Source organism: Hyphomonas sp. (assembly GCF_046313975.1).
In the GTDB taxonomy this organism is placed as follows: Bacteria; Pseudomonadota; Alphaproteobacteria; order Caulobacterales; family Hyphomonadaceae; genus Hyphomonas.
Genome location: NZ_JBKBXB010000023.1, coordinates 41,399 through 53,095 on the forward strand (window position 1 = coordinate 41,399; position 11,697 = coordinate 53,095).

Here is an 11,697-nt window from a genome sequence, read left to right on the forward strand (position 1 = left end):
CTTTGCAATCCGGGCCATGAGTACGGGAATTTTCTGTTTTATTACAATCGACTGCGTGCCAAACCGGCGCGCGGGCGCACGCTCGCCCAGTGGTCAACCGGGTCCGGGTCCTGAAAAATTTGTGGAGGATGCCGGGGCGGCGACTCAGTCCGGCTTGCGCCCGGAGGGTTTGCAGACTTCCATCAGGCCCGCCGCCATGAATCGGGCCATGCGGGCTTTGACGGCGTCGAAATCGTCGGACTTGCAGATGCCGCCGGAAAGGCGGTCGATGCGGCCGGTGCGCGCAAGGGTGAGCAGCAGGCCGCCGGAGACGAAGTGATAGCTCCAGAAGATATCGATATCATCGCATTCCGGCAGGGCGCGCTTGAGAATGTTGATGAGGCGGCGGACGAGATCGTCGAAATGCTCGTCGAAGAGTTCCGCGCCCCAGGGCGAGTTGGCGGCCTGCGCGGCGAAGGTGGCGAAGTTTTTCCACCCCTCCCCGCCCTGGATGTAGAGATCAAGGTCGGTATCGAGGAAGGCGCGCAGGGCGCCCTCGACGGTCGGATTGTCGCCGCAGGCGGCCTCATACTCGTCCAGCGCCTTCATGCGCAGCGAGCGGGTGACTTCGGCGCGGCGGCGGAAGACTTCGTCGAAAAGCTGGCGCTTGTCGGTGAAATAGTAGTTCATCAGGCTGTGGTGCACGCCGACGCGCTGGGCCACGTCCTTCAGCGTGGTGCCGTAGAGACCGTGGATCGAGAACAGGTATTCGGCCGCGTCGAGGATCTGTTCCATCATTTCGGCGCGCTGTTCCGCTTTCCGGGACTTTTTCGGCGGCGGCTTGGTTTCAGACGTCATGCGTGCTCCGGTTGCGGCTGATCCGCATTCTTCGCGAATCCCGGCTTATCGCAAGTGAAAGCCGCGTTGAGGAAGCCTTCACATGGCCGCAGGGCCAGATTCAGGGCGCTGGCGGGGGTCAGAGGGCAGATGACAGGACCGACCAGTCCGCCGCCATCAGGGTGGAAATGGTGAGCGCGATCAGGGCGACAAACGAGACCATCCAGACCAGGCCGCGCAGGTAGGGAATGCCGGACATGTAGAGCGGCAGGTAAAGGATGCGGGCGCCGGCGAAGGCGAGCGCGGCGATACGGGTTGTGGCGGTGCTGTAATCCATCAGTGCAAGGATGATGACCACGCCGAGGAAAAAGGGGAGCGTCTCATGCAGGTTGCGCAGGGCGCGGGTGAGGCGGCCGACGAGGACGGAGTCCGGCACGCTGGAGGGCGTGTCCTGCGCGGTGTTGGCATAGGGCACGCCGTGGACGCGGCGGAATTCGCCTGCCTGCAGAATGACCTGCACGATGCCAAGCGCGATGACGATGAGGGCGGCAAGCAATTCAACGGTCATGAAGGTCTCCCCAGGCGCCGCTTGTGGCGCGAAGGTTTATGAATAGAGCGCGGCGGGGCGGTGTCAAAACCGTCCCTTGGGGAAGGTCTCAGGCGAGACCGCGGGCTTTGATGGTGCTCCGCCCGGACTGGCGGGCCTCCTGGAGGCAGCTGTCGGCCAGCGCGATGATCTCGTCTGCCGTCGTTCCGGGCTCGGCGCGGGCAAGACCGAAGGAGGCGAGGACGCCGGAAATCACTTCGCCGGTATCGGAGAGCGTATATTCGAGGCCGGCCAGCGCGTGCTTGATCTTCACCATCGTATTATAGGCGGGCATCAGCTCGGTTTCCGGAAGGATGAAGGCAAACATCTCGCCGCCATAGCGCGCGACCATATCCCCTTCATTCAGGCCTGCCGCCATCTGCGTAGCGACCATTCCGAGCAGCGAGTCGGCGGCGTCCTGACCATAGATTTCGATCAGTCCACTGAAGTTCGTGATATCGGCAAGGGCGACGCAGAAACCGGTGTTCAGTTTCTCTGCGCGGGAGGCAGTGTCGGCAAGGTGCTTGTCGAAGGCGCGGCGGTTGGCAACGGACGTGACCGGGTCGCGCATCGCCTGCGCCTGCACTTCCTCAAGCTGCTGGTTCAGCACACCGATCAGTGTCTGCGAGCGCGCGAGGCCATCGGTCAGCGCACGCGTGGTGGCGGCCATGCGGCGGTTCTCCTCCAGCAGGCTGGAGACAACCGCAGCGAGCCCCTCCTCCGAACTCACGTCCGGCACCTTCTCGGCGAAGGCGTCGAGCGTGCTTGTGAACGCGTCATTCTGCTTCAGCCCGCTCTCGATGATCTCGAGCACGGAGCTGATCTCGTTGCCGATCGCCTCGCTGATATTGTGCGTGACAAAGCTCGACTCGTCGCCAGCAAGGTATTCCTGGAACAGCGAGTCGATGTCGTACGGGCTGAGCTGGTCTTTCAGCGCGACGAGGCCGTTGATGTCGGCAATCAGCGCTTCATTGGAACCTGTTGTGTAGGCAAACCATACGGCATAGGCGTTCGGGAATGGCGCGGTGTGATACTTGTCCATCAGGTTGAACACCCGGATGGCCGCCTGACAGACTTCGCGGAAGCTGCGTTGAGCGGCGTATTTCGGCGCGGGGGCCGCCTGCAGCGCGTTGGCGTTCATGTATTCAAACCTGATCTGGGCCGGGAGACTATACGATTCCGGACACTGCCCATTTAAGGTTGGCAACGCGTTAACATTCGCCATTTCAGGCGCTTGAACCCAGCAAATACAGGGGAAATCATCCCCCTTCTGCGCCTCCTGACTGGCGCCGGGAGCGCTCCCTGCTAGGACCCGATCCTCAATCGGCGCTGTAGAAACCGATATTATCGATCTCGAACCATGCGCTTTCGCCTCCCGGGCGGCTGGCCATGACGCCGACCTGCAGGAGGTCCTTGCCGGTCCAGGCCGGGGCGGATTCGGGATTGCCGGTGAAGGCGAAGGCCGAAAACGGCGCGCTGAGCGACTGCCAGCCCTTGCCGGCCGAGACCCGGGCCTCCCAGTACCCCGTCAGTGTCAGGATACGGAGCGTGTACTCCCCCTCCCCAAACAGATCGAGCGAGACGCCTTCATAGGCGGTGACATCCACTGGCGCGACCGAACCGCGGCTGAGCGGGAACACGACTCCGGCCATCGGCTTATCCTTGCGGGCCATCTGTGCACTGACGGACAGGGCATGGCCACCTTCGGGCAACGGACGGCGCGCCGACGCGATCACCGAGCGCTCCGCGCCGAAGTCGAGATCCGTCACCGCAAGCGTATCAAGCGCTGTGCGGCCATCCTCGCGCTCGAAATCATCGATGAGGGGTTGCGCGGTAAGGACCGGAAGCGTGAGCGGCGGAAGCGGCGCGGGTTTTGCGGCATCATGCAGCAGCTTCCCGTCGACGAAGACGAGGCTGATCTTGCGTATGTCGCTGATCGTCTCCCATGGCTTGCCATCGACGAGGATGAGATCAGCGCGCTTGCCCGCCTCGATTGTTCCGCGATCTTCCAGCAGACCGAGCGCAGCGGCGCTGTTGGCTGTACCCGCGATCAGCGCATCGGTAGGCGACAGGCCGGCCTTAACGAGCAGTTCAAGCTCCCGAAGTGTGCCCTCGCCGTGAACAAGGCTGCCGATGCCAGCGTCGGTGCCCAGCGCCACCGGCACACCGGCTGCAAACAGCGTGCGCAGGTTTTCCTCGGCAAGCCCGTATTTCCAGACGCGCTGGCGGGTGGCAGCGTTCTCCATGTCGAGATTGCCGCGCGGCTCATAGATGGCGAGCGTGGGCGCGTAGTAGAGACCGGAGGCGACGATGTCGGCGAGGTCTTCCTCGCTCAGCGCACGGTCCTGAAGGCTGTGCGCGATGATGTCGACACCGGCGCGGGCCGCCTGCCCGCCGCGCGCCGAGGTGACCGTGTGTGTGAGAATGCGCAGGCCGTTCGCATGCGCTTCATCCAGCAGCGCGACGAGCGTTTCTTCGTTCATGCTGGTTTCTTCCGGCGAGGTGCCATAGCGCCAGCCATCGGTGAAAACCTTGATGTAATCGGGCTCGTACGGCAGCAATTCCTGCACGGCACGCTTTGCGGATTCCGGCGTAAAGACCCATTTGGTCGTCGACTGATCGCTCCAGTCGGCGCCGTGCCCCCCGGGTGTGCTCATGCGGGCGACGAAGTTGACATGCGGCGACGGCACGCTGGTGAGCCAGTCGCGGCGCGGCGCGAAGGCTTCCGGTGCCTGGTGGAAATCGTTCACAGTGGTGACCCCGGCGGCGAGATAGCGCGCGGCAATCTCCGGCAGAGCAGAAGGGGTTCCGCGCGGGCTCCAATGCGTGTGGACATCGTAGAGACCCGGCAGAAGGGCGCGGCCCTTGCCATCAATCACCTTTGCGCCGCGTGGCACCTTGGCCTTCGGCCCGGCATCGACGATGCGGCCGTCGCGGATGACGACCGTGCCGCGCCAGGGCGCGGCGCCGGTGGCGTCAAACACCTCGACATTCTTGATGACGGTTGCCTTGGGCGCGGCGGCCCAAACACCGGTTTGCAAGAGGACAGCACAGAAAGCCGCCACCAGAAGTGCATATATGAGGCGGTGCATCTTTATCTCCCTGCGCTGCGGCATCGATGGCATGCGTATCAACACCCGTCTGGCTGTCCAGACGCAACCGCCGCCGGATTCCTCATGGCAGGCTTCAGAAATATCGCGGTTGTCATCGACGTGTCATATGATCTTATGCCTGCAGCGAAGGCGGGCTCGTCAGAATGGCGCACGACAACAAGGCACGATTGCCGCAGGTTCAACTTGAGAGCTGGGTGCGCCAGTATGGCGGCGCCCTGCGGAATTACTTCCGCCGGCGTGCGCCCCGGCATGCGGATGCCGATGACCTGACGCAGGAAGTGTTTGCCCGGCTGGCGCGTCGCGGGAACCTTTCGGACATCAAGATGGCGGAGGCCTACCTTTTCCAGACGGCGAACAGTGTGCTGATCGACAGCCTGCGCCGCACGGAATCGCGGGGCGGCTCGGCGCATGAGGAATTCGAGGATGGCCGGCACGGGACCGAGAGCCTTGATCCGGAACGGGTCCTGATCGGCAAGGAAGGCGTGGAGCTGCTGATTTCGGCGCTGTATGAGCTGCCGGAACCTGTGCGCCAGGCCTTCGTGCTCTATCATTTCGAAGAATTCCGGCATGCGGACATTGCGGGAAAGCTGGGGATTTCCGTCAGTACTGTTGAGAAGTATATGGCGCGGGCAAACGCACACCTGCTGGCACGACTTAGAGACGGCCCGCGGAACTGACGGGAAGGCATGAGGGACACCGACTATCCCGATTCTGACACTCCGATCCGGGAGGCTGCGGCCTTCTGGGACGCACGGCTGCGCAATCCGGACTGCACGGACGTGGAGCGCGCCTATTTCCGGGCCTGGTGCGCCGAGGATGAGCGCCACCGCGCCGCGTATGACGAATTGCAATCGGCGGTCGAAACCCTACGCGCGGCGCGCCATCAGCCGGAGATCCGGGCGCTGCGGGATGCCGCGCTGGCGCCGCGCCCCCGGCGAAGCTGGCGGGCGGCGGGGATTGCGGCGGCGCTTGCGGTGACGGCGCTGTTTGCCCCGCTGGCCTGGACGGTGCTGCAGGATCGGGGCGGCGCCGCCGGGCAGGACGCGCAGGCCCCGCTGTATTATGCCACCACGGTCGGTCAGCAATCCGGCATCACGCTGGAAGATGGCTCGGTGATCACACTGAACACCGACAGCCGGGTGCGCGTGACCTATGACGCGGCGCAGCGGCACGTTGCCCTGCTGCGCGGGCAGGCGCTGTTCGAAGTGGCGAAGGAGCCGAACCGGCCGTTTGTGGTGGATGCGGGTGGCAAGCGGGTGGTGGCCCTCGGCACGACGTTTGACGTGCGCCTCAACGGCCAGGACGTGGAAGTGACCCTTGTCGAGGGGCGCGTCGAGATTGCCGAACAGGCCGGCGCAGGACGCAGGGACACGCCGCCGCCGGTGCGCCTGGAAATGGGTCAGCGCCTCGTCTCCGCCGCGCAGGAAGACGCGACCGTCACCGAGATCGATACCGGCAAGGCGACAAGCTGGCGCGACGGTTTTGTCACCTTTGAGGAGACGCCGCTGATCGATGCGATTGCAGAGATGAACCGCTACTCCACCGTACGCATCGTTGCCGCAGATTCGGCGCTGATGCAGCTGAAGGTGAACGGCGTGTTTCGCAGCGGCCAGCAGGCCCGCTTTGCAGAAGCGCTTGAGGAGTATTTCCCGGTGGAAGCGCGCCGGGATGGCAACCTCATCGTGCTGAAAATGTCACAACCCATCTAGTTTTGTTGCAATGGCCCGCATTTAGAGGCGGGTCGGTGAGGGGTTTGCGTCGTAACGAGGGAAGGGTTCCCCCGGGCTGGGGCCCCAGGTCTGACTAATTTTGTGCGAGGGCTAAGATGACGACGAGCAAAGACAGATTTGCGCTGAAACGCGCGGTGATGGGCGGTGCGGCGCTGGCGGCGCTCGCTGCCGGGACAGCGACAGCGGAACCTGTTGAGTTCGCGATCAAGCCCGGCGCGCTGAGCAAGGCGCTGAAAGAGTTCTCACTGCAGAGCGACCGGGAGATTCTTGTTTCTTCCAGCCTTGTTTCCGGCAAGCAGAGCAACGGGATCAGCGGCGCTTTCGAGCCTGAAGATGCGCTGATGAAGCTGCTTTCGAATTCAGGTCTCAACTATCGCGTCACCCCCTCGAATGTTTTCCTGATCGACGCCCCGAAAGTGGTTCCGGCCTCGGCCCCCGTGGTTGAGCCTGAGATCACGGGCGAAGGCGACCAGGAATCGGATCCCGTTTCGGTTGTTCCCGCTGAGGAAGCCTCCGCGAATACCGAACGGCGCGAGCAGGTGATCGTCGTTGTCGGCTCGCATATCCAGGGCGCGCGCACCACGGACGCGCTTCCGGTGACGGTGATCGGCGAGGAAAGCATCGCGGCCATCGGCGCGCATTCCGGCGATGACCTTTTCCGCTCCATTCCGCAGATGGGTGATGTGACGTTCAATAGCGGCTACCTGCCCCAATCGAGCAACGCGGCGCGCGGCGATGTCGGATCGGTGAACCTGCGCAACCTGGGCATCGGCAATACGCTGGTGCTGCTGAATGGCCGCCGCGTGGTGCAACACCCGACCTCGCGCGCCAACGAAAACCTCGTGCCGGTGCTGACATACAACACCAACGCCATCCCGACGGCCGGGGTGCGGCGCATCGAAGTGCTGCGCGATGGCGCAGCGGCTATCTATGGCGCCGATGCCGTGGCCGGCGTCGTGAACACCGTTCTGCGCGAAGTGAACAATGGCGGCGACCTGACCGTCCAGTATGGCGGCGCTGAGGGCACGGACCTCACGCAGCTCGACATCAACGGCACTTTCGGCACCGACTTCGCCGGCGGCAAAGGCAACGTTTCCGGCTTCCTCGGCTATACCACGCGCAGCGAGCTTTCGACCACCGATCAGGAATGGACCGCCACCGCAGATCGCACCGGCTTCTTCGTGGGCACATCCCTGCAAGGTGTCGGCACCCTGAACCGCACCAACACGATCAGCAGCTGGGGCAATTTCTCGGCGATCGGCTCGGGCACTATCTCCCAGAACGGAACGGCCCTCACCACGGCTGCTGGCGCCTTCGCCATCATTCCGTCCGTGAACGGAAATTGCCGCGTCTCCCTTGGCAACGGCATCTGCATCCGCACCGGCACGCGCGCCACAGCGGGCGCCGACGCCAACACGCGCTATGACTGGAATGCCATCGGCACCTCGCTGACGCCGGAGATGGACCGCATCAACCTGTTCTCGACAGCGCGCTATGACTTTGACAATGGCATCAGCGCCTTTGGCGAACTCGGCTATTATCAGGCGGAGACGAGTGCGCTGCAGGTTTCGTCCACGATCCTTGCCGCCGCCCGGATCACAGTGCCGGCTTCGAACTACTGGAACCCCTTTGGCCCGGTCACGTTCGCCGATGGTTCGCCGAACCCGAACCGGTTGCCCGGGCTAAACATCTCGCCGAACGGCGTGGCCGTTTCGCTTGCCAGCTATCGCTTTGACGATTTCGGCTTGTCGCGTGTCGATGTGGAGAATGACCAGATCCGCCTGCTCGGCGGGCTGCGCGGTGATTGGGCCGGCTTCGATTGGGAATCGGCTCTGGTCTATTCCGAAGCAAGCGTTCGCGACATGCAGGATGGTGTCAGCTCCACACGCGTCCAGGAAGCCCTCTCCTGGTCCACGCCGGATGCCTACAACCCGTTCAATGGCGGGAATGTGGGCAACCCGTCGGGTCTCGATACGACGCTCTCGAACGCGGCTGCGCTGGACTATGCCAAGGTGCGCACCATCCGCGACTCGCGCACGACCCTTGCCCAGTGGGACCTGAAACTGACGAAGAAAGACCTCTTCACCCTGCCCGGCGGCGATGTTGGCATGGCGACCGGTGTGGAAGTGCGCCGCGACACGCAGCGCGATGACCGCGATCCGCATGTGGATGGCACCTTCACGTTCACGGACATGGTGACGGGCATTGTCTCGCCCAGCGATCTGGTCGGCACCAGTGATACGCCGGACACAAAAGGCTCGCGCACAGTGGGCGCGGCTTTCATCGAGTTCGCCGTTCCGCTGGTCTCGCCGGAGATGAATATCCCGCTGGTCGAAGCGCTCGAGATGCAGCTGGCCGGCCGGTTTGAAAACTATTCGGACTTCGGCGACATCGCCAAGCCAAAGGTCGCACTCGGCTGGACCGTGGTCGAAGGCCTGCGCTTCCGCGGCTCGTGGGCACAGGCTTTCCGTGCGCCGAACCTCGAACAGGTCAATGCCACGGTTGTCTCGCGCTCCAACACACGGACCGACTGGGTGCGCTGCCAGGCGGATCTCGAAGCCGGACGTATCACCAGCTTTGCCTCCTGCACCAACCAGGGCTTCGCCACCACCGGCCGTCGCGCCGGCAACCCGGACCTCAAGGCAGAAACGGCCGACACATGGACCATCGGCACCGTGATCCAGCCGCGCATCCTGCCGGACGAAGTCGGCGCGATCACGATCACCGCTGACCTTTGGAATGTCGAGCAGGAAGGCCTTGTCGGCATCTACGGCGAAGGCAACGCGCTGATCCTGGACTACCTGCTGCGCATGCGCGGCTCCAGCAACCCGGACGTGGTCCGCGCTGATCCGACGGCGGACGAAATTGCCGCGTTTGCCGGCACCAGCCTCGCCCCGGTAGGTCGCGTGCTGTTCGTCAACGACGCCTATCGCAACCTGCAACCGCAGACCGTTCGCGGCGTGGACGTATCGGCCAATGTCGCCCTCGACCGCACCCCGATCGGACGCCTGAACTTCGATGTGAACGTTGCACGCCTGCTTGAATATGAGCGTCAGGCTTCGCCTGATATCCAGTCCCTGATTGATGCGAGGGCTGCGGGCGAGATCAATGCCGGCACGATCATCACCGGCGGCGGAAACCTGCTTCGCCAGGACGGATCGCCGGAATGGAAATGGAGCGCGGCCGTTACCTGGCAACCGACCGATGCGATCACGATCGGCGCCTTTACTCAGTACACGGGCAGCTATCTGGACACGAGCATTCTCGATCCGCTCGGCCGGAACTGGGAAGTCGAGAGCCAGCGTACGGTCAACCTCTACGGCCAGTACGAGTTTGCCGATGGGCTTCTCTCCGACACGCGCGTGCGCCTGGGCGTGCGCAATATCGAGGACAAGCTGCCGCCGATGGACTCCAGCTCCACGGGATATAACGGCGCCCTCTATCAACCCTATGGCCGTTACTGGTATGCAAGCATCCGCAAGAGCTTCTGAGCTCTGAGGAGACGCAGACAGGATCCGCCATGAGGCAGCAAACGCGACCGGCCCGCCGAAGTGCATTGATTGCAGGCGGGCCGGTATTTCTGTTGATGGCGGCATGTGCCACGGCAGCGGATGAGATGGCCGCGCGGCTGACCGTTGCCGAAACACCGGTGCGCGCGCAGACGGCCGGCGGCGAGTACATCTCCTGGGTCGAGCACATCATCGATGCGGAAGATGTGAATGGCGGCGTGCCCATTCGCGGCGGCGATGGCATCGTGATCGCCGACCTTGATGGTGACGGCTTCGAGGATGTTGTCACTGTGCAGGAGGATTCCAATCACCTGCGCGTCGCCTATGGCAGCGCGGATCCGGATGTCTGGGTACTGAGGACCATTGCGGAAGGCGCGGTTGTGGCTGCCGTGGAAGACGTGGCGGTTGGCGATCTCAACGGCGATGGCTGGCCGGACCTCGTGACGGCGAACGAGGAAGCCCACCTCGCCTATTTCCAGAATCCCGGCCCCGCTGCGCGTGATGCGCCGTGGCCGTCGCTGACCCTGCCCTTCTCGGTAGGGCGCGGGTCTTGGCTGCGTGTGTTCATTGCCGACATCAACGGCGACGGGGAACCGGATCTGACGGCCGCCAACAAGGGCGGCGCGGATATCATCGTGCGCGAGGCAGGCGCGCCGGACTCGCATGCAACCTCGCTGATCACGCTGCATGGTCCGCCGCTGGAGCCGGCATCGTGGCGCGAGCAGGTGCTCTACATGAAAGATGTTCCGAACACGGCGCTTCCGCATGATTTCAACGGCGACGGGCGGCTGGATCTGCTGGCGGCGGAGCGGTTGAACCAGCGGATGATCATCCTGCAGAACGAGGGCAATGCGGAGGATGGCAGTGTCATCGTCTCCGAATGGCCGATTGAGATTGTCGCCGCGTTTGATGTGCCGGAGGGCTGGCGTGGTTTCGGCAATGCCTTTCAGGCAGACGTGGCGGACCTGAATGGCGATGGCCGGCCCGATATCGTGGCGGCGATCAATGAGCGTGTGGAGGGTGACCCCGCGGGCACATATTCCGGACTCGGATGGATCGAACAACCGGCTTCACTGGACCAGCCGTGGCGCTTTCACCGCATCGGCACGACGCTGCCGGACCTGACTATCGGGATACATCTGGCCGATATTGACGGCGACGGCGATCTGGATGCGGTCACCGGCGGGTATTCGGGGCTGAACGTGCTGTCGGGCACCTATTCCGGCGCGGCGCGGGAGTATGATGATCCGTCGGTGACGGCGGCGTCGACCGTTGGCCGAATCACCTGGTACGAAAATCCGGGCGAGGCTTCCGGCGAATGGCAGCGCCATGATATCGTGCGGCAGGTCCGCGGCATGTATGACATGTTCCTGACGCGCGACATGGACGGTGACGGCGACCTCGACATCATTGCGCCGCGCGGCAATTCGGGCAGCTTTGATGGCGCCTTCTGGCTGGAACAGGTGCGCAGCGCCGAGCCGCGCCCGGCCTTTACTCCAGCGCGGGAGGCAGACAGCCGCCACCTCCCGCTCCCGCCTGACAACTGGCTCGAGCTTTACGACCGCGCCGAAACGCTGATCGCGCCGAACAAGGCTGAGTGATCCGCCTGCGGATGTTTCAGTCTGCGGTCATCTCTTCGAGTTCCATGCCCTTGGTTTCGCGGACGAAGTACCAGACGAACGCGGCGGAGATGGCGGCGGAGACGGCGTAGAATCCGTAGGCGCCGGCCAGGCCGATCCAGGCGGTGGCGAGCATCACCGGGAACGTCATGGTGATCGCGAAGTTGGCGATCCACTGGGCGAAGCCCGAGATCGCCAGGCCCGAGCCGCGCACCTGGTTGGGGAACATCTCGCCGAGCGCGACCCACATCACCGGCCCCCAGGTGCCGTTGAAGAACACGACATAGGCGTTGGCCGCAATCAGCGCGATGAGGCCGATACTGC

The 11,697-nt window shown here is 63.8% G+C and carries 9 protein-coding genes; 4 read left to right on the forward strand and 5 right to left on the reverse strand.

What is annotated here, in order from left to right:
• Positions 1–144: 144 nt before the first annotated feature.
• The 4 genes from ACK4TE_RS09825 to ACK4TE_RS09840 form a co-directional block, all read right to left on the reverse strand.
• Positions 145–837, reverse strand: coding sequence for a TetR/AcrR family transcriptional regulator (locus ACK4TE_RS09825; RefSeq protein ID WP_409911330.1), 693 nt, complete (start codon positions 835–837; stop codon positions 145–147).
• 118 nt (positions 838–955) lie between these two features.
• Positions 956–1,384, reverse strand: coding sequence for an MAPEG family protein (locus ACK4TE_RS09830; protein WP_409911331.1), 429 nt, complete (start codon positions 1,382–1,384; stop codon positions 956–958).
• Between the two features lie 88 nt (positions 1,385–1,472).
• The gene (locus ACK4TE_RS09835) at positions 1,473–2,543 is read right to left on the reverse strand and encodes a GGDEF domain-containing protein (protein WP_409911332.1); all 1,071 of its coding nucleotides are present in this window, start codon (positions 2,541–2,543) and stop codon (positions 1,473–1,475) included.
• A 178-nt stretch (positions 2,544–2,721) separates the two neighbouring features.
• Positions 2,722–4,494: an amidohydrolase family protein gene (locus ACK4TE_RS09840; RefSeq protein WP_409911333.1), complete on the reverse strand. Its 1,773-nt coding sequence runs from the start codon at positions 4,492–4,494 to the stop codon at positions 2,722–2,724.
• A 164-nt stretch (positions 4,495–4,658) separates the two neighbouring features.
• On the opposite strand from ACK4TE_RS09840, the gene ACK4TE_RS09845 reads away from it, so the two are divergent.
• From ACK4TE_RS09845 to ACK4TE_RS09860, 4 genes are all read left to right on the forward strand, one after another.
• Positions 4,659–5,192 carry an RNA polymerase sigma factor gene (locus tag ACK4TE_RS09845; protein ID WP_409911334.1) on the forward strand — a complete coding sequence of 178 codons (534 nt, stop codon included), beginning with the start codon at positions 4,659–4,661 and terminating at the stop codon, positions 5,190–5,192.
• Between the two features lie 9 nt (positions 5,193–5,201).
• Positions 5,202–6,224 carry a FecR family protein gene (locus ACK4TE_RS09850; protein ID WP_409911335.1) on the forward strand — a complete coding sequence of 341 codons (1,023 nt, stop codon included), beginning with the start codon at positions 5,202–5,204 and terminating at the stop codon, positions 6,222–6,224.
• Positions 6,225–6,340: 116 nt separating this feature from the next.
• On the forward strand, positions 6,341–9,736 hold the full coding sequence (locus ACK4TE_RS09855; RefSeq protein ID WP_409911336.1) for a TonB-dependent receptor: 3,396 nt from the start codon (positions 6,341–6,343) through the stop codon (positions 9,734–9,736).
• A gap of 95 nt (positions 9,737–9,831) precedes the next feature.
• Entirely contained in the window at positions 9,832–11,355 is a 1,524-nt protein-coding gene (locus tag ACK4TE_RS09860) for an FG-GAP repeat domain-containing protein (protein ID WP_409911337.1), read from the forward strand.
• Positions 11,356–11,371: 16 nt separating this feature from the next.
• Here ACK4TE_RS09860 and ACK4TE_RS09865 read toward each other — a convergent pair.
• The coding region (locus ACK4TE_RS09865; protein ID WP_409911338.1) for an MFS transporter at positions 11,372–11,697 on the reverse strand (326 nt) is incomplete at its 5' end.